This is a genomic window from Aliiroseovarius sp. ABM4_368, assembly GCF_056161205.1.
Genome location: NZ_JBSWYR010000001.1, coordinates 242,544 through 266,847, shown reverse-complemented (window position 1 = coordinate 266,847; position 24,304 = coordinate 242,544). Strand labels below are relative to the sequence as shown.

The 24,304-nt window shown below is 57.9% G+C and carries 22 protein-coding genes, 1 tRNA gene and 1 pseudogene; 13 read left to right on the top strand and 11 right to left on the bottom strand.

Going from position 1 to position 24,304, the window contains the following annotated elements:
- Positions 1 to 50 precede the first annotated feature (50 nt).
- The 6 genes from ACXAH3_RS01380 (at position 51) to grxD (ending at position 5,044) form a co-directional block, all read left to right on the top strand.
- Positions 51 to 944, top strand: coding sequence for a LysR family transcriptional regulator (locus tag ACXAH3_RS01380; protein ID WP_474860272.1), 894 nt, complete (start codon positions 51 to 53; stop codon positions 942 to 944).
- A 468-nt stretch (positions 945 to 1,412) separates the two neighbouring features.
- On the top strand, positions 1,413 to 3,572 hold the full coding sequence (gene purL, locus ACXAH3_RS01375) for a phosphoribosylformylglycinamidine synthase subunit PurL (RefSeq protein WP_474860271.1): 2,160 nt from the start codon (positions 1,413 to 1,415) through the stop codon (positions 3,570 to 3,572).
- Positions 3,573 to 4,112: a hypothetical protein gene (locus ACXAH3_RS01370; protein ID WP_474860270.1), complete on the top strand. Its 540-nt coding sequence runs from the start codon at positions 3,573 to 3,575 to the stop codon at positions 4,110 to 4,112.
- Between the two features lie 59 nt (positions 4,113 to 4,171).
- Positions 4,172 to 4,408 (top strand): BolA family protein, encoded by a 237-nt coding sequence (locus ACXAH3_RS01365; RefSeq protein WP_108855881.1) that lies wholly within the window; start codon positions 4,172 to 4,174, stop codon positions 4,406 to 4,408.
- A complete protein-coding gene (locus tag ACXAH3_RS01360) occupies positions 4,405 to 4,647 on the top strand; it encodes a hypothetical protein (protein WP_474860269.1) in 243 nt (80 codons plus the stop codon). Before ACXAH3_RS01365 ends, ACXAH3_RS01360 begins: the two co-directional genes overlap by 4 nt.
- Before the next feature lie 34 nt (positions 4,648 to 4,681).
- Positions 4,682 to 5,044: a Grx4 family monothiol glutaredoxin gene (gene grxD, locus ACXAH3_RS01355; RefSeq protein WP_474860268.1), complete on the top strand. Its 363-nt coding sequence runs from the start codon at positions 4,682 to 4,684 to the stop codon at positions 5,042 to 5,044.
- Between the two features lie 71 nt (positions 5,045 to 5,115).
- On the opposite strand, the gene ACXAH3_RS01350 is transcribed toward grxD, so the two are convergent.
- Positions 5,116 to 5,505, bottom strand: coding sequence for a cell division protein ZapA (locus ACXAH3_RS01350; RefSeq protein ID WP_474860267.1), 390 nt, complete (start codon positions 5,503 to 5,505; stop codon positions 5,116 to 5,118).
- Positions 5,498 to 6,013, bottom strand: a complete 516-nt coding sequence (locus ACXAH3_RS01345) for a hypothetical protein (protein WP_474860266.1) — start codon at positions 6,011 to 6,013, stop codon at positions 5,498 to 5,500. The genes ACXAH3_RS01350 and ACXAH3_RS01345 overlap by 8 nt, the downstream gene beginning before the upstream one ends.
- A 261-nt stretch (positions 6,014 to 6,274) precedes the next feature.
- Here ACXAH3_RS01345 and tkt point away from each other — a divergent pair, with 261 nt between their 5' ends.
- Complete coding sequence (gene tkt, locus ACXAH3_RS01340; protein ID WP_474860265.1) at positions 6,275 to 8,299, top strand: transketolase; 2,025 nt, start codon at positions 6,275 to 6,277, stop codon at positions 8,297 to 8,299.
- 198 nt (positions 8,300 to 8,497) lie between these two features.
- Complete coding sequence (locus tag ACXAH3_RS01335; RefSeq protein WP_474860264.1) at positions 8,498 to 9,370, top strand: DMT family transporter; 873 nt, start codon at positions 8,498 to 8,500, stop codon at positions 9,368 to 9,370.
- Here the strand turns inward: ACXAH3_RS01335 and ACXAH3_RS01330 are convergent.
- Positions 9,367 to 10,329 carry a DUF808 domain-containing protein gene (locus ACXAH3_RS01330; RefSeq protein ID WP_474860263.1) on the bottom strand — a complete coding sequence of 321 codons (963 nt, stop codon included), beginning with the start codon at positions 10,327 to 10,329 and terminating at the stop codon, positions 9,367 to 9,369. The genes ACXAH3_RS01335 and ACXAH3_RS01330 overlap by 4 nt on opposite strands.
- A 271-nt stretch (positions 10,330 to 10,600) precedes the next feature.
- On the opposite strand from ACXAH3_RS01330, the gene gap (ACXAH3_RS01325) reads away from it, so the two are divergent.
- The 3 genes from gap (ACXAH3_RS01325) (at position 10,601) to gap (ACXAH3_RS01315) (ending at position 12,967) form a co-directional block, all read left to right on the top strand.
- The gene (gap, locus tag ACXAH3_RS01325; RefSeq protein ID WP_474860262.1) at positions 10,601 to 11,599 is read left to right on the top strand and encodes a type I glyceraldehyde-3-phosphate dehydrogenase; all 999 of its coding nucleotides are present in this window, start codon (positions 10,601 to 10,603) and stop codon (positions 11,597 to 11,599) included.
- A 124-nt stretch (positions 11,600 to 11,723) separates the two neighbouring features.
- Positions 11,724 to 11,867, top strand: coding sequence for a hypothetical protein (locus ACXAH3_RS01320; protein WP_474860261.1), 144 nt, complete (start codon positions 11,724 to 11,726; stop codon positions 11,865 to 11,867).
- A 101-nt stretch (positions 11,868 to 11,968) separates the two neighbouring features.
- Positions 11,969 to 12,967, top strand: coding sequence for a type I glyceraldehyde-3-phosphate dehydrogenase (gene gap, locus ACXAH3_RS01315; RefSeq protein ID WP_474860260.1), 999 nt, complete (start codon positions 11,969 to 11,971; stop codon positions 12,965 to 12,967).
- 18 nt (positions 12,968 to 12,985) lie between these two features.
- On the opposite strand, the gene ACXAH3_RS01310 is transcribed toward gap (ACXAH3_RS01315), so the two are convergent.
- The 3 genes from ACXAH3_RS01310 to ACXAH3_RS01300 are packed head-to-tail and all read right to left on the bottom strand — an operon-like array spanning position 12,986 to position 15,372.
- The gene (locus ACXAH3_RS01310) at positions 12,986 to 13,708 is read right to left on the bottom strand and encodes an amino acid ABC transporter ATP-binding protein (RefSeq protein WP_474860259.1); all 723 of its coding nucleotides are present in this window, start codon (positions 13,706 to 13,708) and stop codon (positions 12,986 to 12,988) included.
- A 4-nt stretch (positions 13,709 to 13,712) separates the two neighbouring features.
- Entirely contained in the window at positions 13,713 to 14,552 is an 840-nt protein-coding gene (locus tag ACXAH3_RS01305) for an amino acid ABC transporter permease (RefSeq protein ID WP_474860258.1), read from the bottom strand.
- A 16-nt stretch (positions 14,553 to 14,568) separates the two neighbouring features.
- Positions 14,569 to 15,372: an ABC transporter substrate-binding protein gene (locus tag ACXAH3_RS01300; RefSeq protein WP_474860257.1), complete on the bottom strand. Its 804-nt coding sequence runs from the start codon at positions 15,370 to 15,372 to the stop codon at positions 14,569 to 14,571.
- Positions 15,373 to 15,567: 195 nt separating this feature from the next.
- Here ACXAH3_RS01300 and ACXAH3_RS01295 point away from each other — a divergent pair, with 195 nt between their 5' ends.
- Together ACXAH3_RS01295 and ACXAH3_RS01290 are read left to right on the top strand one after the other, a co-directional pair.
- Positions 15,568 to 16,944 (top strand): glutamine synthetase family protein, encoded by a 1,377-nt coding sequence (locus ACXAH3_RS01295; protein WP_474860256.1) that lies wholly within the window; start codon positions 15,568 to 15,570, stop codon positions 16,942 to 16,944.
- A gap of 320 nt (positions 16,945 to 17,264) precedes the next feature.
- The gene (locus tag ACXAH3_RS01290) at positions 17,265 to 18,332 is read left to right on the top strand and encodes a formylglycine-generating enzyme family protein (RefSeq protein WP_474860255.1); all 1,068 of its coding nucleotides are present in this window, start codon (positions 17,265 to 17,267) and stop codon (positions 18,330 to 18,332) included.
- A 69-nt stretch (positions 18,333 to 18,401) separates the two neighbouring features.
- Here ACXAH3_RS01290 and ACXAH3_RS01285 read toward each other — a convergent pair whose 3' ends face one another.
- From ACXAH3_RS01285 to kdsA, 5 genes and pseudogenes are all read right to left on the bottom strand, one after another.
- The gene (locus ACXAH3_RS01285; protein WP_474860253.1) at positions 18,402 to 21,191 is read right to left on the bottom strand and encodes a bifunctional aconitate hydratase 2/2-methylisocitrate dehydratase; all 2,790 of its coding nucleotides are present in this window, start codon (positions 21,189 to 21,191) and stop codon (positions 18,402 to 18,404) included.
- Between the two features lie 358 nt (positions 21,192 to 21,549).
- Positions 21,550 to 21,711 (bottom strand): annotated as a pseudogene (locus tag ACXAH3_RS01280) (IS3 family transposase); the annotation flags it as partial.
- Positions 21,712 to 21,804: 93 nt separating this feature from the next.
- Positions 21,805 to 21,879 (bottom strand) — tRNA-Gln (locus ACXAH3_RS01275).
- Positions 21,880 to 22,018: 139 nt separating this feature from the next.
- Positions 22,019 to 23,458 (bottom strand): phosphomannomutase/phosphoglucomutase, encoded by a 1,440-nt coding sequence (locus tag ACXAH3_RS01270; protein WP_474860252.1) that lies wholly within the window; start codon positions 23,456 to 23,458, stop codon positions 22,019 to 22,021.
- A gap of 2 nt (positions 23,459 to 23,460) precedes the next feature.
- Positions 23,461 to 24,303 (bottom strand): 3-deoxy-8-phosphooctulonate synthase, encoded by an 843-nt coding sequence (gene kdsA, locus ACXAH3_RS01265; RefSeq protein ID WP_474860251.1) that lies wholly within the window; start codon positions 24,301 to 24,303, stop codon positions 23,461 to 23,463.
- Between the last annotated feature and the right edge of the window lies 1 nt (position 24,304).

The following is a 24,304-nucleotide window of genomic DNA, read 5'->3' as shown; positions in this document are numbered from 1 at the left end:
TGGTAGCAGTGTGAACAAATAAAACGTTAACAGGGATTGGTGCGTCCGTCATGGACTGGGATAAGTTACGAATTTTTCATGCCGTGGCGGATGCGGGGTCACTGACTCATGCGGGCGATGCATTGCATTTGTCTCAATCCGCGGTGTCCCGCCAGATCCGAGCGCTTGAAGAAGGGCTGAACGCTACCCTGTTTCACCGACATGCGCGTGGGTTGATCCTGACCGAACAAGGCGAACTTCTGTTCGACGCCACCAAAGCGATGAACCAACGGCTTGAAGCTGCCGTCGCCCGCATACGCGACAGCAAGGAAGAAGTCTTCGGCGAGCTGCGCGTCACCACCACGACCGCCTTTGGCTCGATGTGGTTGGCCCCGCGCCTGCCCAAGCTGTACGAAGCCTATCCCGACCTGCGCATCGATCTGATGCTGGAAGAACGTGTGCTTGATCTGCCCATGCGCGAGGCCGACGTTGCCATCCGCATGAAAGAACCCAGCCAGGCGGACCTGATCCGCAAAAGGCTGATGGACGTGCACATGCGTCTTTACGCGACACCCAGCTACCTGAAGGCGAACGGCAGACCCGAAACGCTCGAAGATCTGTCGAAATTTCGCCTGATCTGCCAAAGCACATCCGCCACACAGGTCAGCGCGGGTTCGGCTTTGGTGCGCGAGCTTTTGACCTATGATGTTGGATCACTTTTAACTGTAAACAACTATTTCGGCGTGCTGCAATCGGTCCTGAATGATCTGGGGATCGGGGTGCTGCCGGACTATATCACCCATGATTTTCCGCAGCTGACCCGCGTTCTGCCCGAGGTTGAAAGCAAGGACATCCCCGTCTATCTCGCCTATCCCGAAGAGCTGCGCGCCTCGAAACGGATCGAGGCATTTCGCGACTTTGTCATCGAAGAATTGACGGAACAACGCCGCGCCGCCCAAAAATAAGGCAAAATAAAGCGATTCTTAATGGTGCTTTTTGGCAACAGTCCAACAGCCACCACTTGTCCCAACGGTATACAATTGCTTACCGAAAATCGCTCGTAAACCGCTAAAATTACAGGCATTCTTCCAAACCACGCCCAACTTTGTCGCAATTCCACCCCGAAATACCCCAAGAGCCATGCGAAAAATGCATAGCCGCAATGCAGCATTTTTCCTTGAAGCGACTCGGAGCCACTCCTAAGTCTGGTTCAAAGCCGATGGTCGAGCATCGCTCTAGTCGGTTTTTACCTCCCTGTTGGACTTGGCCGGGCTCTGCCCGGCCTTTTTTTTGCGCAACTCGCAAACTTCCTGCAAAACAAGGCATGGAAGCCCTTTCCCAATGACCGCCCATCGCCTACAAGGCGCAGCAACTGACACTGGTATCGTGCGTGCGCGCGAGTCGTGTCGCCGCAACGCCGAAGGGGACCGAGCATGAGCGAGCCGAAAATCACCACCGATCTGATTGAAGCACACGGCCTGAAACCGGATGAGTACGAGCTGATCCTCGAAATCATCGGACGCGAGCCCAGCTTCACCGAATTGGGCATTTTCTCGGCCATGTGGAACGAGCACTGCTCGTATAAGTCTTCGAAGAAATGGTTGCGCACCCTGCCGACTGAAGGCCCTCAGGTCATCTGCGGCCCCGGCGAAAACGCGGGCATCGTGGATATTGGCGATGGTCAGGCCGTGGTTTTCAAAATGGAAAGCCACAACCACCCGTCCTATATCGAACCCTATCAGGGCGCAGCCACTGGCGTGGGCGGTATCTTGCGGGATGTCTTTACAATGGGCGCACGTCCGATTGCAGCGATGAACGCGCTGTCCTTTGGCGAGGTTGATCACCCCAAGACCAAACAGCTGGTCAATGGCGTTGTTGAAGGTATCGGCGGCTACGGCAACTGTTTCGGCGTTCCCAATGTCGGCGGCGAGGTTCGCTTCCACCCGGCCTATAACGGCAACTGCCTTGTGAACGCCTTCGCCGCAGGTTTGGCAGATGCGGACAAGATTTTCTATTCGGCTGCGTCGGGTGTCGGGATGCCCGTTGTGTATCTGGGCGCAAAAACCGGCCGCGACGGTGTTGGCGGCGCGACCATGGCCTCGGCCGAGTTCGACGACACGATCGAAGAAAAGCGCCCCACCGTTCAGGTCGGCGACCCCTTCACCGAAAAGCGCCTGATGGAAGCCACGCTGGAACTGATGCAGACCGGCGCCGTGATCTCGATCCAAGACATGGGTGCTGCTGGCCTTACCTGTTCGGCTGTGGAAATGGGTGACAAAGGCGGCTTGGGCGTCAAGCTGAACCTTGAAGATGTCCCCCAGCGCGAAGACAACATGACCGCCTACGAGATGATGCTTTCTGAAAGCCAAGAGCGGATGTTGATGGTTTTGAAGCCAGAAAAAGAGGCTGAAGCCCGCGCCGTGTTCGAAAAGTGGGATCTGGACTTCGCCATCGTTGGTGAAACGCTGGCCGAAGACCGCTTCCTGATCATGCATCACGGCGAAGTCAAAGCCGACCTGCCGCTGTCGCCCTTGTCGGGCCGTGCACCTGAATATGACCGCCCGTGGGTCGAAACACCGGCAGCCGAAGATCTGGCCGACGTACCCGAGATTGACGCGATTGACGGGCTGAAGGCTTTGATCGGCTCGGCCAACCATGCAGCCAAGCAGTGGGTCTATGAACAATATGACCACATGGTTATGGCCGACACCGTGCGTGCCCCCGGTCTGGGCGCGGGCATCGTGCGCGTGCATGGCACCGACAAGGCCGTCGCCTTCACCTCGGACGTGACGCCGCGCTATGTGAAAGCCAACCCGCTGGAAGGTGGCCGCCAAGCCGTGGCCGAGGCCTATCGCAATCTGACCGCCGTGGGTGCGAAACCCCTTGCCACCACCGACAACCTGAACTTCGGCAACCCCGAAAAGCCCGAGATCATGGGGCAGTTCGTCGGCGCTATCAAAGGCATCGGTGAAGCCGTGGCCGCGCTGGACGTGCCGATCGTATCTGGCAACGTCTCGCTTTATAATGAGACGGACGGCCAAGCGATCCTGCCCACCCCGACCATCGGTGCAGTTGGCCTGCTGGACAGCCTCGACGACATGATCGATGGCGTGGCCCGCGAAGGTCACGTGGCAATGGTCGTGGGCGAAACCAACGGCCATCTGGGCCAATCTGCCCTGCTGGCCGAGGTCTTCAATCGCGAAGACGGCGACGCGCCCCATGTGGATCTGGACGCTGAGAAACGCAATGGTGACTTCATCCGCGCCAATCGCGAGCTGATCAAAGCCTGTTCGGACCTGTCCGATGGTGGTCTGGCGCTGGCCGCGTTCGAAATGGCCGAGGCCGGTGAAGTCGGTGTTCAGCTTGACGCGTCGGACACCCCCACGCTCTTCGGCGAAGATCAGGCGCGCTATTTGGTGGCTTGTAACTTCGATCAGGCCGAAGCGTTGATGATCGAAGCTGGCAAAGCGGGGGTCACGATTGAAACCGTTGGCCGTTTCACCGGTGACAGTGTGAAGATGGGCGGCTCGGAAGCGCCGCTGGCAGAATTGGCCCAGATCTTCCGCACCGGTTTCAATCAGGCGCATTCGTAAATGATGCAGGCAGCCCCAACAGCGGGCGACCCAACGTCATTAAAAGCAGATTGCGCAGCCTGTAGCGGGCTGTGCTGCGTTTCTCCTGGTTTTGACGCGGGCGATGATTTCGCCTTCGACAAACGCGCGCTTGCCCCCTGCCGCCATCTGGGCGCAGACAACCTGTGCCGCATCCATGAAACCCTGTCAGATCAGGGCTTCCCGGGCTGCGCCAAGTTCGACTGCAAAGGCGCGGGGCAATATGTGACCCAGCAGATCTTCCCGCGCAAACGCTGGCGCAAAGATCGCGAAACGTTAGAGGCCGTGTCCGAAGCCTATCGCCGGATGCGCGCCATTTGTGACGTCGCCGAGCTACTCCATCTGTCCACAAGCCTTCCGCTGTCAGCCGCGCAAGAGGCCGCGCGGCAAGCCATGTTGGACCGGCTTTTACCCACCCCCGCGTGGACAGCCGAAACGCTGGCCGCAGCCGAAGAGGCCGGCATTCTATCCGACGCCCGCGCCGTCCTGACCAGTTTTCGTGACGCCGCAATGCGCCGCTAGGCCTTGCGGCCCACCTGCCCCACACATAAGTTAAACAAAACAGATACGAGGTTTCGCCCATGTCCATGGAAGCATCCAAAATCGAAGACCTGATCCGCGCAGGTTTCCCCAACGCTCAGATCACCATCACCGATCTGGCGGGCGACGGAAACCACTGGGCGGCCGAGGTCGTGGATGAGAGCTTTCGCGATATGAACCGCGTGCAACAGCAACGCGCCGTGAACGCGACTGTTCGTGAGCAGATCGACAGTGGCGAGCTGCACGCGCTGGCGCTGACCACGAAGGTGCCTGAGTGACATTTGGCTTTGCGGTTCTTGGGCTAGTTGCGATTGTGGGGTTCGCCATCGGAGTGGAGCTGTATCTGAAGCGAAACAAGCGCAAGCCACTCAGTTCTGGGCAACCTGCAATGCCACGAAGTGAAGCAAAGAAAGAACTGGGGATGGAGGCCACCGACACCGAACTTGTCGACGCCACTCACAGCCAAAACGAAGAAATCCAGAAGCTACATAAACGTCTCACCAAGCGCCGCAGATAGTGACTCGGTCGAGATCAGAGATAAGGAATAGAAAATGACCGACGCAAAAAACCGCATCGACGAAACCGTCAAAGCCAATGACGTGGTGCTTTACATGAAGGGCACGAAAGAGATGCCGCAATGCGGGTTTTCATCCCGTGTGGCTGGCGTTCTGAACTATATGGGCGTGGATTATGCCGATGTGAACGTGCTGGCGGATGAGGAAATCCGTTCGGGCATCAAGGAATATTCCGACTGGCCGACCATCCCTCAGCTTTACGTCAAAGGCGAGTTCGTGGGCGGCTGTGACATCGTGACCGAGATGACCCTGTCGGGCGAGCTGGACACGCTGTTTACTGACAATGGCGTGGCCTTCAACAAGGAAGCTGCCGACAAGATCCGCGAAGCCAACGCCTGATCTTCAGTCGACACTTACTACAAAAAACGCGCGCCAGAATTAGGCGCGCGTTTTGCATTCTGTAACTGTGATCAGTCCGACTTGACCCGCTCTTCAACGGAGGCGGCCATTGCCTCGGTTCGGGCAGCAATCTCGGCCAGCGTGTCGGTGACGGCGGCGGGCACGACCGGCACTTCGACTTTCTGAGGCTCCGCGTTTTTCAGCGCCTCAAGCTCGCGCTCCAACTCGGCCACGCGGCGCTCGGTCAGTTTGACCTTGTCTTCCATTCCAGCGGTCTTGTCAGCCAGCATCAGCCCCGACATCAACAACATCCGGCTTTCCGTCAGGTTCGAAATCTGGCTGACCAGAACCGAGGCTTCCGTGTCCAGCATGGCAGCGGCGGATTTCAGGAAATGTTCTTCGCCCTCTTGGCAGGCCACTTCAAAGCCGCGTCCGCCGATGGTGATTGTGACGTCAGGCATGTGTATCCTCCTCGGCCTCTTGGGTAGTCTGGGCGGCGGTTTGCCGTGCAGCCAGCGCATTCAATTCGGTCAAAACGGCGTCCAGTTCTGCCCGGTCCGCCTGCTGTGTGGCACTGACCGCAGCCAGTTCCGCGCTCATGCCATCATTGATCAACGTCGCATCGACAACACCGGTTGCCGCCGCCGCACGCAACGCTTCGTTCGCGCTGCGCAGCTCTTGGTTGGCTTGACGCAGCGTGTCTGCAGTGGCCTCGGCTTGGGCAAGCTGTTCTTTCAAACGGGCAAGCTCGTCTTCGACGACATCAAACTTATCCGTGACCTGAGATTTCAGCGTCGAGAGCCGCTCGTTCAGCTGCGCATTTGTGGTGCGTTCGTCTTCCAACTGGCGGGTCAGTTGATCGACCGCTTCGGAATCTGCCGCCGGCTGATCAGCCAACTGGTCAAGACCCGCGTTGATCCGTTCCAACGCCGTGGTGATGCGAGATTCTAGGTCAGAAATATCACTCATAATGTGCCCTGTTTAATCCTGTTGAACCGATCTTGTCACAAGGATGCACAACACTCAACGCCCTCGGGGCCTATAGCACCTGTAAACGCGATTCGCTGCCGTATGGGGTGGGCGTGTCATATTCCGCCAGTTCGCGCGAAACTGCCCCACTGATTACAGAAACATGTGCCCCTTCGCGCCCCTGAAAGCCTTGCTTTGCTTGACCCAAGCGGTAGGACTGTTATCAGAGGCGAAACGTTACTTAGCCAAAGGACACGGACCTTGGATATCGCCGCTCTTGCCAAAGCAAACCCTGACCACTGGAAAAAAGCCGCCGCCATCCGCGCCTTGACGCTGGATGCCGTTGCTGCTGCCAATTCCGGCCACTCTGGCATGCCGATGGGCATGGCCGATGTGGCAACCGTGCTGTTTGAAAATCACCTGAAGTTCGACCCGGCCGCGCCGCGCTGGGAAGACCGCGACCGGTTCATCCTGTCGGCGGGTCACGGCTCGATGTTGATTTATTCGCTGCTGTATCTGACGGGTTACAAAGACGTCACCCTGGACCAGATCAAGAATTTCCGCCAGTGGGGCGCGATCACCGCAGGCCACCCGGAGTTCGGCCACGTTTCCGGCGTCGAGACTACGACTGGTCCGTTGGGTCAAGGCATTGCAAACGCTGTAGGTTTCGCAATGGCAGAAGAAATCCAGCGCGCCCATTTTGGCAAGAAGATCGTGGATCACCACACCTATGTGATTGCCGGCGATGGTTGCCTGATGGAGGGCATCAGTCAAGAGGCCATCGGCCTTGCAGGCCGCCACGAACTGTCCAAGCTGATCGTTCTGTGGGACAACAATGACATTACCATCGACGGTAAAGTGTCGCTGTCCGACCGCACCGATCAGGTCCAGCGCTTCAAAGCCTCGGGCTGGCATGTTCAGGAAATCGACGGCCACGACCCCGAGCAGATTGACGCGGCCCTTACCAAAGCCAAATCGACCAACAAGCCGTCGATGATTGCCTGCAAAACCCATATCGCTTTGGGCCACGCAGCACAGGATACCTCGAAAGGTCACGGCGCGCTGACGGATGCCGAACAGCTTGCCGCCGCGAAAGAGGTTTACGGCGCACCGCAAGGGGCGTTTGAGGTTCCCGCTGACGTGAAAGCACAGTGGGAAGCCATGGGTGCACGTGGTGCAGAAGCGCATGCCGACTGGGACGCGCGTTTCACTTCGATCTCGGATCGGAAGCAGGGTGAATTCAAACGCGCCTATGCAATGGACGCGCCGAAGAAACTGGCCGCTGTTGTGCGCAAGCTGAAAAAAGAAGTCGCCGAGACGAAGCCCGCCGTTGCGACCCGTAAGTCGTCGGAAATGGCGCTGGCGGTGATCAACCCGGTGATGCCGGAAACCGTAGGCGGCTCGGCTGACTTGACCGGGTCGAACAACACCAAAACCGGTGATCTCGGCGTCTTTGACACCGACAACCGCGGTGGTCGCTATATCTATTGGGGCATCCGCGAGCACGGCATGGCTGCCGCGATGAACGGCATGACCCTGCATGGCGGCATCCGACCCTATGGCGGCACGTTCTTCTGCTTCACCGACTATGCGCGCCCGGCGATGCGTCTGGCGTCGCTGATGCGGATCCCGACCGTTTTCGTGATGACGCACGACTCGATCGGTGTTGGCGAAGATGGCCCGACCCACCAGCCGGTCGAGCATCTGGCGATCTGCCGCGCGACCCCCAACAGCTTTACGTTCCGTCCTGCTGACACGGTGGAAACGGCGGAAGCGTGGGAGTTGGCTCTGACCTCGAAAGAGACGCCGTCGACGCTGGTTCTGACACGTCAGAACCTGCCGACCGTGCGGACTGACTACAAGCAGAAGAACCTTACTGCTCAAGGTGGTTACGTGCTGGCGGATGCGGAAGTTGGCAAGCGTCAGGTGATCCTGATCGCGACCGGTTCGGAAGTGTCGCTGGCCATGGAAGCACGCGCTGAACTGGAAGCCCAAGGCATCGGTACCCGAGTTGTTTCAATGCCCTGCATGGAGCTGTTCGCCCAGCAAGACGAAGCCTATCGCCGCAAGGTTCTGCCCGCTGGCGCAGTGCGCGTTGGTATCGAAGCTGCTGTGCGTGACGGCGGCTGGGACCGCCTGCTTCTGGGCGAGCGTGGTCGCGAAGCCAAGCAAGCCTTTGTGGGCATGACAGGCTTTGGCGCTTCGGCCCCGGCAGGCGTGCTGTTCGAGAAATTCGGCATCACCACCGAGAACGTCATCGCCAAGGCGAAAGAGCTTCTGGGCTAAGCCGAAGTTCTCCTGAAAAATCGGACCCAAAATCTACACGGGTTTTGGCCCGAGACGGACAAAACGCCCCGCCCAATCGGCGGGGCGTTTTACGTATGCCCTTGCAAGCGCGCGGTAAGCGACGTTTAAGGTCTTTGACGCCCTTCGGACCCGGGGGGTTAACCCCTTCACCCCCGCCGCTTCAGACAAGGATCCCCCATGCTTTCCACCCTAAGCGACAACCATCGCGGCGCGCTTTTCATGGTCTTCGCCATGGGCGCCTTCGCGCTTGAGGACATGGCGCTAAAAGCCGCCGCGCGCGACATCCCCATCGGTCAGGCGGTGGCGCTGTTTGGGCTGGGCGGATTGGTTGTTTTTGCGTTAATGGCCCGCGCGCAGGGGGCACAGGTTTTTCACCCGGATCTGCGCTCGCCCGTGCTGATCTGGCGATCCTTGTTCGAAGTCGCGGGGCGCATGTTCTTCGCACTGGCGCTTGCATTGACACCTTTGTCCAGCGCTTCAGCCATTTTGCAAGCGACCCCGCTGGTCGTCGCCTTGGGCGCGGTGATCGTGTTCAACGAAAAGGTCGGTGTGCGTCGCTGGGCGGCAATCTTCGTCGGCTTCATCGGAGTTTTGATGATCCTGCGGCCGGGGCTGGACGCTTTCGACCCGCTTTCGATTTTCGCAGTGCTTGGAATGTTGGGATTTGCTGGGCGTGATCTGGCGACCCGTGCCAGCCCAGCGTCCCTGAATGCGGCACAGTTGGGCGTGGCCGGGTTTGCGGTTCTGACCGTTTCAGGGCTGATCTTGATGACCGTCGCCGGAGAGCTGCGCGCGCTGACTCCTGCAGCCACTGGGTTCATTGTGTTGGCCACTGGCGCAGGCGTCATGGCTTACGGCGCGCTGACCATTGCGATGCGAACCGGAGAGGTCTCGGTCGTAACACCGTTTCGGTACTCGCGCCTTTTGTTTGCTCTCATCTTGGGCGTCGTGGTCTTCAACGAACGCCCCGATGCGATGACGCTGGTAGGCAGCGCCGTCATTGTTCTAAGCGGGCTGTTCTTGCTCAGCCGATCAAGGCCGAAAGCCTAAGCTTTCCCTTTGAAAATCGCCCCCCAGATCGGACCGATCACCCATGTGGCCAAGGGAATGATCAGCACGCCCAACGCCAAGCCAAGCACGCCATCCAGCGCGGCTGTCACGACCCATTTCACAAAGCCAGCATAGTTCGGCACAGCGTAAGCAGCAGCTTCGGCCCAGTGTTTGATGGTCTCATAAGGCAGATGCCATCCCAGCTCGTGCAGCCCATGAACGATGATCGACCCGCCGACCCAGATCATCGCCGCCGTGCCCACAATGGTCAGTAGCTTCATGACATAGGGCATGGCCTTCACAATCCCACGGCCCAGTGCCTGCGTCGCGCCCAGCTTGGCTTTGCTGGCCAGATACAGGCCAAAATCATCCGCCTTAACGATTAGCGCCACAGAACCATATACCGCCACGGTAATGCCCACGGCAGCGACGGCCAGCGTTGCGGCCTCCATCCAGAAATTGCTGTTGGGGATGCCCGACAGGATGATGGTCATGATCTCGGCCGACAGGATGAAGTCGGTTTTGATCGCGCCCGCAACTTTCTCTTCTTCCAAATGGGACGGATCGCCTTCCACATGCTCGGCGTGATCCCATGTGTGATCATGCGGGAAAAGCGTGTGCCACACTTTCTCGGCCCCTTCGAAACACAGATAGGCCCCGCCCAGCATCAAAAGCGGCGCGATGGCCCAAGAGGCAAAGGCCGACAGCAAAAGCGCAATGGGCAGAAGAATAAGAAGCTTGTTCTTGATCGAACCCCAAGCGATGCGCCCGATGATCGGCAGCTCGCGCTTGGCTTCAAACCCTTGCACGTATTTCGGCGTCACGGCAGCATCGTCGATCACGGCACCCGCCGCTTTCGCGCTGGCCTTAGCCGCCTGCGCCGCCACATCGTCAACCGAGGCCGCCGCAACCTTCGCAATTCCTGCCACGTCATCCAGAAGTGCAATCAAACCACTCATCTACTCGCCCCAATCATTCCTTTGCGCGTTCGTGGGCGAATCTAACGCACCCACCCCAAAGGGCAAGCCCATCGCTTATCGAGGGAATGAAAAATTCCGACTGCTGAAGGTTTGCGCTAACGACCCGCAGCTTGGATCATGTTTTCGCTATCATGCTGGTGTCAAACGTGTTTTCCGGGTTGGGTGCCAATCCGGTCCCGGATATACCCCAAGCAAGTCTTAGATAATCTTTTGCAGCTGGCGACGGCCGCTTTTGAACAAGGAAGAACTCATGACTGTCAAAGTCGGCATAAATGGTTTTGGTCGCATCGGCCGCTGTACTCTGGCCCAGATCGCTGCCTCAGGACGCCAGGATATTCAGGTGGTGAAATTGAATGCCACCGGCCCGTTGGAAACCGCAGCGCATCTGCTGAAATATGACAGCGTGCATGGCCGCTTCCCGAACGAGGTTGTGCTGGGCGACGGCACCATGGATGTGGGCCAAGGCCCGATGCAGATGATGTCGACCTATGACATGAACGAACTGGACTGGGAGGGCTGTGACGTCGTTCTGGAATGCACCGGCAACTTCAATGACGGCGTAAAGGCAAAGCCGCATTTGGACCGTGGTGCAAAGAAGGTTCTGCTGTCGGCCCCCGGTACCAATGTCGACAAGACCATCGTTTACGGTGTGAATGACGAGATGTTGGAAGCAGGCGATACGATGATCTCAAACGGGTCGTGCACCACGAACTGTTTGGCTCCGGTCGCTAAAGTTCTGCTGAATGCCTTTGGCATCGAAAGCGGCATCATGACCACGATCCACGCCTATACTGGCGACCAGCCGACGCTGGATCGCCGCCACAACGACCTCTACCGCGCCCGCGCCGCTGCGATGTCGATGATCCCAACCTCGACCGGCGCGGCCAAAGCACTGGGCGAGGTTCTGCCCGCGCTGAAAGGCAAGCTGGACGGCTCGGCTGTACGCGTACCGACCCCGAATGTCTCGGCCGTGGACCTGACCGTAGTTGTCGAGAAAGACGTGACTGTCGCAGACGTAAACGCCGTAATGAAAGAGCAGTCCGAGGGCGCGCTGAAGGGCGTTCTTGGCTATACGGGAGAGAAACTGGTCTCGACCGATTTCAACCACACCGAAGAAAGCTCGATCTTTGCTGCCGACCAAACCAAGGTGATCGGTGGGCGTCTGGTGCGCATCCTGGCATGGTATGACAACGAATGGGGCTTCTCGACCCGTATGGGCGATGTGGCCGTGAAGATGGGCTCGATCTGATCCCATTCGATCGCTGAACAAAGACCCCCGAGGCCGTGCGTGTCGGGGGTTTTCTTTTGCCTATTTTAACTTGCCCCACCCTGCCCGACTTGCCACATTAGCCGAAACAGGCAGGAGCATCCAATTGACAAATCAGCTTGCCATCGTGCTGGGCGCCGTGATCCTTCTGTTGGTTGGGCTGGACATTTTCCTATGGGACAGCGCCAATCTGCTGTTCCTGGCCAAGAAGTTCCTTACTTTGACCGAATGGGCCGCTTTCTGGCGCTGATCCCACGGTCCTGTGACCAGCCGCCCCTTCCCCCTTGACCTTTTCGAAAATGTTGCGATGTTAGCGCTCACAATTCACATGCGAAACTGAAGGAGTCAGGCATGACGGTCAAAGTTGCAATCAACGGGTTCGGTCGCATCGGCCGTCTGGTGCTTCGGGCCCTTCACGAAAGCGGCCGCAAGGATATCGAAGTCGTCGCGATCAACGATCTTGGTTCGGTCGAGATGAACGCGCATCTGCTGGAGTTCGACAGCGTTCATGGTCGCTTCCCGAACGAAGTCACTTTCGGCGAGGATTGGATGGACGCGGGCCGTGGCAAAATCGCCGTGACTGCCATTCGCAACCCGGAAGACCTGCCATGGGGCGATGTGGACATCGTTCTGGAATGCACCGGCATTTTCACCGGCGACAAGGCGAAGGTGCATTTGTCGAATGGCTCTAGCCGAGTTCTGGTCTCGGCCCCCTCCTCCGGCGCTGACAAGACCATCGTTTACGGCGTGAACCATGACAGCTTGACGGCGGATGACATCCACGTCTCGAATGCATCCTGCACCACCAACTGCCTGTCCCCGATTGCGAAGGTTCTGCATGACACCGTCGGCATCACCAAGGGCTTCATGACCACGATCCACTCGTATACAGGCGACCAGCCGACGCTGGATACGCTGCACAAAGACCCGTATCGCGCCCGCGCCGCCGCCATGTCGATGATCCCCACCACCACAGGCGCCGCCCGCGCCGTGGGTCTGGTTCTGCCGGAACTGAATGGCAAGCTGGATGGCGTCGCGATCCGCGTACCAACCCCGAACGTATCCTGCGTGGACCTGACAATCGAAGCCAGCCGCGACACCACCGCCGAGGAAATCAACGCTGCCATGCAAGCCGCTGCTGATGGCCCGCTGAAAGGTGTGTTGGGCGTTACGAACCGCCCTCTGGTCTCGATCGACTTCAATCATGATCCGCACTCATCGACGCTGGCCTTGGATCAGACCAAGGTTCTGGAAGGCAACATGGTGCGCGTACTTAGCTGGTACGACAATGAATGGGGCTTCTCGAACCGCATGCTGGATACTGCGGTTGAGATGGGCAAGTACCTTTAATCAATTGCCCAACTGGGCCTACAGAACCTGAGACAAAAATTGACGCGTCCGCTCTTCGGCTGGCGCGTCAAATATTTGGGCAGGAGTGCCTTCTTCCAGGATGCGCCCGCTGTCCAGAAAACAGACCTTATCCGCCAATTCCCGCGCAAAGCCCATTTCATGGGTGGCAAGGATCATCGTCATCCCTTCTTCGCGCAGGCTGCGCAGCACGTCCAAAACCTCGGCCACCAATTCAGGATCCAAAGCCGAAGTGATCTCGTCAAACAGCAAAATGTCGGGCTGCATGGCCAGCGCCCGGATGATGGCGACGCGCTGTTGCTGCCCACCGGACAATTGGTCTGGGTAGTGGTCGATACGATGGGCCAGCCCGAAGCGTTCAAAAAGTCCTTCCACGCGACTCCGTTGCGCGGCGCGCGACAGGCCCTTCACCCGACGCGGGGCAAGCATCACGTTATCGGCGGCAGACATATGCGGGAACAGGTTGTAGGACTGAAAAACCAGCCCGATGCGCTGGCGGATAGGCTGGGGGTCCAGCCCCGGTTCGGCGATGTCCACACCGTCAAACCAGATCTCGCCATCATCGACAGGATCCAGCAGGTTCACCGCACGCAGAAGCGTTGACTTACCCGAGCCAGACGCGCCAATCAGGCACACCATCTCTCCCTTCGCGACTTCAAGGTCGATCCCTCGCAAGACGTGGTGTTCGCCAAAGGTTTTCTGGATATTTCGAAGCGACAGCATAGGCTTACTGCTCCTGCTTGCGGCGTTTGTTCATCAGGTGATCAGCGAACCGTGTCATCGGGATGGTGATCGCCAGAAAGATGAGGGCCGCACCCACATAGGGAGTGAAATTTGCATAGAGCGACTTGTAAACGCCCGCCTGCCGGAAGATCTCGACGGGTCCAACGAAGGACAGAAGCGCCACGTCTTTTTGCAGTGCAACCACAAGGTTCATATTGGCAGGCAGTACGTTGCGCAGCGCCTGAGGCAGGATCACGTACCGCATCGTATCGGCATTCGACAGCCCCAGCGACAAGGCCGCCGAGCTTTGGCTTTTATGGATCGACCCAATGCCCGAGCGGATCACCTCGGCCACATAAGCAGCATAGACCAAGATCAGTGCCAGCGAGCCCCAGATATAGGGGGAATTCCATGGGCGCGGCAGGCCCAGACCGGGGACGCCGAAGCCCACAAGATAAATAACCAGAATAACCGGCAGCCCACGAAAGACGTCGGTATAAACGGTCGCAAACAGGCGCAGCGGGTAAAGCGCAGGTTTCTGGATATCGCGGCAGATGGCGACGAACAGGCCCAGAACAGCAATCAGCGGCGCGCACCATGCAAAGATCGCGATATCCAAAAGGAAGGCATCAAGAAGGCCCGGGAAAGTCTTGGAAAAGACGCCCCAGTTGAAGAAACTCTTCTTCACGGCCTCCCATCCCGGCGCCAGCGGAACCAGCACCAGAATGGCTAAGAAAACCAATGCGGTAGAGCCCCCCGCAATCCACATGGAACGGCGGCGCAACGCAGCTTCATACTGCGCGCGCCGCCCCGGCTTGGCCGGGATGTCGTCTGCCTTTGTCATTCTAAGCGTAACTGCCTTACTGGATCACGGGAACGCCGGTGGCGGCTTGCAGCCACTCGGCCTCGATCTCGGCCAGTTTGCCGCTGTCGGTCAGTGCTTGGATCGCTTCGTCTACGCAGGGCTTCAAGGGGCTTCCTTCGGCCATCAACATGCCGAACTGATCCGCATTCTCCGAGCGTTCTGCAGGGAACTGACCCAGAATCGCGCCATTTTCGACCACAACGGCCGACAGGTACAAAGCGGTTGGCAGGTCGAACAGCGCCGCGTCAATCTGATTGGCTTGAATAGCCGCGGTTACATCCGCATTGTCATTATACAGCAGCACGTCTTTCTCAGGCGAGATCACCGATGCAACAACAGACGCCTGAGTATGCGACGCGCCTGCGCCCCAGATCAGACCTTTTAGCGCGTCCATGGTCGGCTCACCTACTTTTTCAGCCACACCAGCAGTGGTCAAAACCGCCATCGCCGAGCTGTAATAGGGAAGCGAGAAATCGACCGTTTCGTCGCGCTCGGGCGTGATCGAATACTGCTGTAGATTTACGTCGAAGTTTTTCGCGCCGGGTTGGATCGCTTCGTCAAACGAGGTGCGCACCCATGTCACAGCATCATCCGTGAAACCCATTTCACCCGCGACGGCATAGGCCACGGCGGCCTCGAAACCCTGCTTGCTTTCGGGCGCGTCATCCATAACCCACGGGTAATAGGCGGGGTTGCCGGTCGCGATGGTCAGAACGCCATCCGTCAGCGTCTTGCCCGCCGCGCAGTGGTCGCCTGCATATGCCGCGCTGCCCACCAGCGACGCGCAAAAAATGGTCATTAGTGACTTCATGTCTCAAATCTCCCCAGATTGGATATTTGATCGGAGCCTAGCGCGAAGCCCTTCCGGGTACGAGCGAAAAGCGCCCGTATAAAGCCAACCATTGACCTTCTTTATAATTTGATCAAATATCCAACACGAACTCTTACTGCGAAAACCGGCGACGGATGACACCCGCCGCTGAAGGAGGTTTTGATGTCACCAAAGCGCCCCTTGGATTGGGCCAAGGATCTGTCCGCTGATTTTGTCGCCTATGCTGATGGCGGTCGTATCGAAGAAGTGGAGTGCATCATCCCCGACATCGTCGGAACCTCGCGCGGGAAGGCAATGCCGGCCGCAAAATTCGATCCCACAACGGATTTAGCTTTGCCTATCTCTCTGTTTTATCAGACGATTTCTGGCGAATATGTGGATATGGAAATAGAAAACCAGTGGGTCGAACGCGACGTGGTTCTACGCGCCGACATGTCCACCGCCTGTGCTGTGCCATGGTCAGAAGATGTTACGCTGCAAGTCATCTGTGACATGTTCAATCGCGACGGGTCGCCGCTGGCGATTGCGCCACGCGGGCTTTTGCGGCGCGTTGTGGACCTGTACACGGCGAAGGGCTGGAAACCTGTCATCGCACCCGAGCTTGAATTTTATCTGACCAAGCCGAACCACGACCCGAACGAACCGATCGAGCCGCCCATCGGGCGCACAGGCCGTAAGGGGGCCAGCCGTCAGGTCTATTCCATGTCGGCAGTCGACGAATATGGCCCTGTGATCGATACGATCTATGACTTCGCCGAGGCACAAGGGCTTGAGATCGACACGGTCATTCAGGAAGGCGGCGCGGGACAGATCGAGATCAACCTGAACCACGGCGACCCGATCAATCTGGCCGATCAGGTCTTCCTGTTCAAACGCACAATCCGCGAGGCTGCTCTGAAGAACGGCGTGTTCGCCACCTTCATGGCAAAGCCGATCCGCGACGAACCTGGTAGCGCCATGCATGTGCATCAGTCGATTGTCGAGATCGACGGCGGCAAGAACATTTTCTCAAACAAAGATGGCTCTGCCTCAGACCTTTTCCGGTGGTTCATCGGCGGGTCACAGAAATACATGATGGACGTGGTGCCGCTGTTGGCACCTTATGTGAACTCGTTCCGGCGGATCACGGTAGATGGACAATCGGCGCCTGCGAACCTTGAATGGGCCAGCGACAACCGTACGACGGGCCTGCGCGTCCCCCATTCCAGCCCCGCCGCCCGCCGTCTGGAAAACCGCGTAATCGGCATGGACGCCAACCCCTATATCGCCATCGCCGCATCGCTTGCGTGCGGATATTTGGGCATGATCAACAAGGTCGAACCCCGCGCAGAAGCAGTGAAAGAAGTCTGGGAGGTCGACACCCCCCTGCCCGCCACATTGCGCGCGGCCCTTGAATTGTTCGATAGCGCAGACGAGATGCGCTCGGTCCTAGGTGAAGAATTCTGCAAGCTTTACTCCGACATCAAATGGGCCGAGAACGAGGAGTACCAACGCGAGATTTCCCCGTGGGAACGGCAGCATTTGTTGTTGAATGCGTGAGGTTTCGGAGTCTTAGGGATGGTGAAAGGGCGGGGGTTTCCCGCCCTTTTTTGGTAGGAATCTTAGGATGCCAACCGTACCCCCATAGTTGAGCGCATAGCATATTCAGACTTTGGATAGACAGGCACCAAGCATTGCAAAAACCGCGTGTCGACACTGCCTTGATCAGAAGGCTATAACCCAAAGTTGAAATCAATCAGCTCACGAACCTTTGCAGCATGAAGTTAACTATTTCCAGATCACTTAGTATTGCTCTTCTTTCAACACTTGGAACTGGCGCATCCGCAAACGACACATATACCACTGCGACCGGTAAATCCGTGAGCACACTTGATGTGTTCCAAGAGTGTGGCGAATGCCCGGAAATGGTCGTTCTACCGATGGGTTCGTTTGTAATGGGATCAACCGTAAAAGAAGCAAATGCCGCACAAATACGCTTTCATCGTGATCGTAACGTCGACACCGCACATTATGAGAACAAGCTGAGAGATGCTTTCAACAGAATTGGTATTGATCCAGACGATCCCGAAGAAGGCTTGCGACGATACTATGCTAGCGGGAACGTTGTTCGATACGATGACCCGCAATACTCAGCAAACCCATTCCTACATGAAGTTCCACCCCATCCGGTGCTGATTGATCGGCCAATTGCGATGGGCCGAAACGAAGTGACGCGCGAGGAATGGGCTGCCTGCGTCGAAGATGGTTGGTGTGAAAACCGGCAACACGACGTCCCGCGATCCGCGTTTCCCTCGTGCGAACAAAGCTCCAGCTGCGTTCCAACCCCCGATGCGCGTATCCGATTTCGCCTGCCAAACGGACCATATCCAACCCATCCCCGCGCCCCAAGAACCGGCATTACCTATTACGAGATGAATGACTACACATCTTGGCTGAATGAAAAAGTAGGGGCGGATGTTTATCGCGTTCCGACCGAGGCAGAGTGGGAATACGCCGCGCGGGCTGGAACAACGACACGATATGCTCAGGGTGACACGCTGACTTTGGAACAAGCCAATTTTGGCGTCTATCGGCGCGAGTTGGTGAATGGCGAATACGTCTGGAACGACGACCTTGGCAGCGCGAAGAAGCTGTTGCCTGTTGACGCTCTAGATGCCGCAAATGATTGGGGGCTAAGGCATATGTCTGGAAATGCCTCTGAGTTTACAAGCTCTTGTGGCGAAGGTCCGCATCGCGGCTTGGCGACTTCCAGTCAGTACCTGGATGCAGACGCAAAACGCCCAGATTGCAAGCGCGCCCTGAAAGGCGGCATGTATAGGGTTAACGTCGAAATGGCGAGGCTAGCGCGGCGCGTTAGTATATCCAGCCACAACTGGTCGCATACACGTGGATTTCGAGTTGTCCGTGACCTTGCTCCGATCAAATAGTGATCTCAAAACCCCAACAAAAAAGGGCGGGGAAACCCCCGCCCTTTCTTTTTCACGCTTTCGCCCGCTTTAGAAGTGCATTGACTTCGAGGTCGCCGGAACTTGCAGCGGCGGTGCGAATTTGGTCAGATCGATGCCTTCGACGGCAGCCTTATATTCCTCCAGCGTGGGCGTGCGGCCCAAGATGGCGGACAGGACAACAACCGGGGTCGAGCCCAGAAGCGATTCACCTTTCTTTTCCGGCAAGTCAGCCACAACACGGCCTTGGAACAGGCGGGTCGAGGTCGCCAGAACGGTGTCGCCCTTGGCAGCTTTTTCCTGGTTGCCCATGCAGAGGTTACAGCCGGGACGTTCAAGGTACAGGATGTTCTCGTACTCGGTCCGGGCGGTCTGCTTGGGCGCGTTGTCGTCGAACTCGAACCCTGCGTATTTCTGCAGGATGTCCCAGTCGCCTTCTTCCTTCAGTTCATCAATGATGTTGTAGGTCGGCGCAGTCACAACCAGCGGGGCTTTGAACTCGACCTTGCCGTTGGCGGCTTCCAGGTTGCGCAGCATCTGAGCAACGATCTTGATGTCGCCCTTGTGCACCATGCACGAGCCGACAAAACCCAGATCCACGTGCTTTTCAGCTTTGTAGTACGAGATCGGGCGGATCGTGTCGTGGGTATAGCGCTTAGACACATCGGCGTTGTTCACGTCCGGGTCGGCGATCATCGGTTCGACGATCTGGTCCAGATCAACCACAACTTCAGCGAAGTATTTGGCGTTATCATCCGGGGTCAGGGCAGGCTTTTCGCCCGACTTGATTTCGGCAATGCGTTTGTCTGCCTTGTCGATCAGGCTTTGCAGCATGCCGTTTTCATGCTCCATACCTTTGTCCTTCATGATCTGGATACGTGACTTGGCCAGTTCCAGCGAACCGATCAAAGTCTCGTCATTCGAGATACAAACCGAAGCTTTCGCCTTCATTTCGGCGGTCCAGTCCGTGAAGGTAAAGGCTTGGTCCGCCAGCAGCGTACCTATGTGAACCTCGATCACGCGGCCTTGGAAGACGTTGTCGCCATGCTGGGCCAGCATCTGGGCTTGCGTGGCGTGTACCACGTCACGGAAGTCCATGTGGTCGGCCATTTTACCTTTGAAGGTGACCTTGACCGATTCCGGGATCGGCATGGATGCCTCACCCGTGGCCAGCGCCAGCGCAACCGTACCCGAGTCCGCCCCGAAGGCGACGCCCTTGGACATGCGGGTGTGGCTGTCGCCGCCAATGATGATGTCCCAATCCGACACGGTGATGTCGTTCAGCACCTTGTGGATCACGTCGGTCATCGGGTGGTAAACACCTTTGGGGTCACGCCCCGTAACCAGACCGAAGTCGTTCATGAACTTCATCAGACGTGGGGTGTTTTCCCGCGCCTTTATGTCCCAAACAGATGCTGTGTGACAGCCCGATTGGTACGCACCGTCAACGCTGGGCGACACAACGGTCGCGGCCATGGCTTCCAGTTCCTGCATGGTCATCAGACCAGTGGTGTCCTGCGAGCCCACGATATTGACCTTTACGCGCACGTCCGAACCGGCGTGCAGGATCTTGCCCGGCGTGGTGCCAACGGCGTTTTTGTTAAAGATCTTTTCAACCGCGGTCAGGCCCTGACCATCGTGGCTGACCTCTTTCGACGGTGCGAAGACCTGCGGGGCTGCAATGCCCAGAGCTTCGGCCGCAAATGTTTGCAGCTTCTTACCGAAGACGATGGCGTAAGACCCACCGGCCTTCATGAACTCCATCTTCTGAGGTGTGAAGGACGACGACACATCGACCAGCTCTTCCCCATCTTCGCTCAGCAGCTTGTGGGTCTTGGTGTTGATCTTCAGAACAGTGCCGGTCTCGACCGAGTACTTCTCTTCCAGAACCGGGTTGCCGTCATTGTTCATAACGGGGTTGCCGTCTGCGTCGACCTTCTTGACCCAGTTCTTCAGGTCCAGACCGATACCGCCAGTCACGCCCACGGTGGTCAGGAAGATCGGCGAGATGCCGTTAGTGCCTGCCACAACCGGCGCATAGTTCACGAAGGGCACATAGGGGCTGGCTTGCTTACCGGTCCACAGCGCCACGTTGTTCACGCCCGACATACGGCTTGAGCCAACGCCCATCGTGCCTTTTTCAGCGATCAGCATCACGCGCTTGTCCGGGTGCTGCAGCTTCAGGGCTTCGATTTCTTTCTGAGCGGCTTCCGAGATCATGCACTTGCCGTGCAATTCGCGATCAGCACGCGAGTGCGCTTCGGCGCCCGGCGACAGAAGGTCGGTCGAGATATCGCCTTCGCCAGCGATGAAGGTCACAACCTGCACTTCTTCTTCCAGATCGGGCAGCTTGGTGAAGAATTCAGCCTTGGCATAGCTTTCCAGAATATCCTTGGCGATGGCATTGCCATCTTCCAGCGCTTCGGCCAGACGCGCGGTGTCGGCGTCATAGAGGAAGACCTGAGTCTTCAGCACGTCAGCGGCCTGAGCGGCGATCGTCTGATCATGGCCCAGCGCCAGATCCAACAGTACCTCGACCGACGGGCCACCTTTCATGTGCGACAGCAGTTCGAACGCGAAATCTGGCGAGATCTCTTCAACGGCGGTCACGCCCAGAATGATCTCTTTCAGGAAGGCGGCCTTGACGCCAGCAGCGCTGGTTGTGCCCGGCAGCGTGTTGTAAATAAAGAAGTCCAGCGACGCTTCGCGGTACTCATTCCCAGTGTCTTTGATCTGTTCGATCAGCTCGCCCACAAGCGCGCCGTCATCGATCGGCTTGGGGTGCAGACCCTGGCCTTTGCGGGTTTCAATCTCATTTAGGTAGTCGGTGTACAAGCTCATGACGTTCCCTACGAATTCGAGTTGGATGCAGCGCCGAAATCCGGCCCAAGAGAATCTCTCGGCACCAGATAAAGCGCAATGTATGCCGCTGTATACCAAAATGTATCGCGCGCTGCAATATGTTCACAACGACAGTTAGCCGTATTTTGCTGTTTCTATATGCAAATCCGCTCGGTTCCAATGCTGCTGCGTTCCTCGCCTCCATCAATACCAAGGCATACACCGCCCAGGCATTGCCGGATTTCACAGACCTAGCGCTGTTGCACTGCTTGAATGAGGTCGAGATCATCTGCACCGCAAGCAACACGAGCTATTGTGGCTATACGTTCTGCCAACTGATTGAGGTGCGCCTAATTTCCTAAGGCCCTGCCTGGTTCAGTTCGTACTGTCTGGTCTCGAAGTCAACGAACGACAGCATGCCATTGTTCGTGTGCTTGCGCCTTGGGTTGTAGAACAGATCGATGTTTTCGAACACGTCTCGCCGCGCGCCGTCGCAGGTCGGATAGGTTCGTCGCCTGATCTACGTCTCTGATGAAATCCCTGCATCCAACCCGCCCTGAAACACGCGACAATAGTGCGGCAGTTACTCAGCAGATGAATGTGTGGAAGAACTTGGCTGGGGTGGTAGGATTCGAACCTACGGTACACTGTACCAAAAACAGTTGCCTTACCACTTGGCTACACCCCAACCGTGGGCGCTTAACTAGCCAAAGCGGAAACGGGGTGCAAGTCCAAAATCTCGCTTCTTGCAGGAAATTTACCCTGTTAAGGCTCGGTGGCGCCGGTTGTGCAAAGGGTGGCGGCAGGCGTGCAATAACGGCCTTAAACTAAAGGCTTTGGTCATATGAGCCGATCTCGGGTGCGATGCGTAAAACCCGGTCAAATTCGTCAAATAGATGCTTCAAACCTTCCTGACTGGTCAGGCTTTCACAGACCACCACCAGATTCGGCGTGTTGGACGACGCGCGCACCAAAGCCCAGCTTCCATCTGCAAGATGAACCCGCGCGCCATTGACAGTCAGGATGTCCGTGATCTTGCGCCCCGCCAGTTCTTGCCCCGTGTCTTTCATCGCGAAAAGCAACGCGGTCAGCCGATCCACCACCTTGTACTTCACCGCGTCCTTACAATGGGGCGACATCGTGGGCGAAACCCAGCTTTGCCCTAGCGCGGCAACTTCATCCGCCAAGGGACGCGCGCCCGGCTGGGTCAATGCGCGGCACAGCTCGACTGCAACACGCAACCCGCAATCATAGCCACGCCCGATCGGAGGGGCCAAAAAGTGATGGCCGGATTTCTCGAATGCGGCCAAGGCACCGGTGTCGCGCAAGCGGCGTTTCATGTGGCTGTGGCCGGTTTTCCAATACTCCACCTGCGCGCCCCCGGCTTTCAGCACAGGATCGGTGGCAAAAAGCGCGGTGGATTTCACGTCGACCACGAAGCGCGCGTCGGGGTGGTTACCAACCATAGCGCGGGCCAGAATAAGCCCCAACTTGTCAGCGGACACCGCCCTGCCCTGCCCATCAACAACGCCGCAGCGATCGCCGTCCCCGTCGAACCCGAACGCCAGATCGGCGCCGGTCTTTTGAACCGCACGCGCCATGTCGCGCTGCATTTCAAGCGCTTCTGGGTTGGGGTTGTAGTTGGGGAAGCTGTGATCAAGATCACAGTGAAGCTCTTCGACCTCCACCCCAAGACGCCGCAATAGATCGGGCGCGAACTGCCCAGCGGTGCCGTTCCCAGTCGCCACAACAGCGCGCAAAGGACGTGGCAGCCGGCCACCTTGACCGAGGTCTTGCAGATAGGCCTCTTGCACGCCGGACACCAGTTCGTGGTGCCCCCCCGCACCTCGTTGGCCACCTTGGGCTAGGATGCCTTGAAACTCGCGGATGTCATCTGGGCCGTGAGTGCAAGGGCGATCGAACCCCATTTTCACGCCTGTCCAGCCGTTCGGATTGTGGCTGGCGGTCACCATGGCGACGGCCGGCGCATCAAGATGGAACTGGGCGAAATAGGCGGTGGGTGACAGGCACAACCCAATATCCAGCACATGCGCTCCCGAGGCGACCAGCCCAGCGACCAGTGCGTCCTTAACGTCGGGCGCATAGCTTCGATAATCATGTCCGACTACGATCTGCCGACCAATGTCGCGGCGCAGAAGTTGCGTTCCCAGGGCCAAGCCCAGCGCGCTCATGCCCTCAAGATCAATCTGCTCTGGATATCGCCAACGCACATCATATTCGCGGAAACCAGAAGGGCAGATGCGCATAGTCAGCTCACCCCATGCCCCGCGGGGCGCGCCTTGGCCAAGGCGTCAAACGCGGCCAAATCTGCAAGAAGGGCGGGTATCTGTTCGATGGGGATCATGTTGGGACCGTCCGAGGGTGCGTTGTCGGGATCCTGATGGGTTTCGATAAACACACCCGCAACGCCAACAGCCACAGCCGCCCGCGCCAGCACGGGTGCAAAAGCGCGCTGCCCACCCGAGGACGCACCCTGCCCGCCCGGCATCTGCACGGCGTGGGTGGCATCCATGATCACCGGATAGCCGAAAGCTGCCATCTGCGGCAGCGCCCGCATGTCGGTGACAAGCGTATTATAGCCAAAGCTGGTGCCACGCTCTGTCAGCAGAATCTGGTCGTTCCCGGCTGAGCTCAGTTTGTCCGCCACGTGGCGCATATCCCACGGGGCCAGAAACTGCCCCTTCTTGACGTTCACCGGCTTGTCGGTTGCCGCAGCTGCGATCAGAAGATCAGTCTGGCGGCACAAGAAAGCTGGGATTTGCAGTGCATCGGCGACCTCGGCCACCGGGGCGCATTGTTCGGGAAGATGCACATCGGTGACAACCGGAACGCCGGTTTCCGCTTTCACCGCTGCGAGCATTTCCACCCCCGCATCCAACCCCGGCCCACGCTTGCCTTTGGTCGAGGTCCGGTTCGCTTTGTCAAAGGACGCCTTGAAGACCAAACCCAACCCCGCATCTTCACATGCTTGCTTCAGCCGTTCGGCCAAAAACAAGGCGTGGTCGCGGGTTTCCAACTGGCACGGCCCAGCAATCACCGACAAAGGTAGGTGGTTGCCAAACCGAACCGAGCCTATCGCAACCTCGCCCATA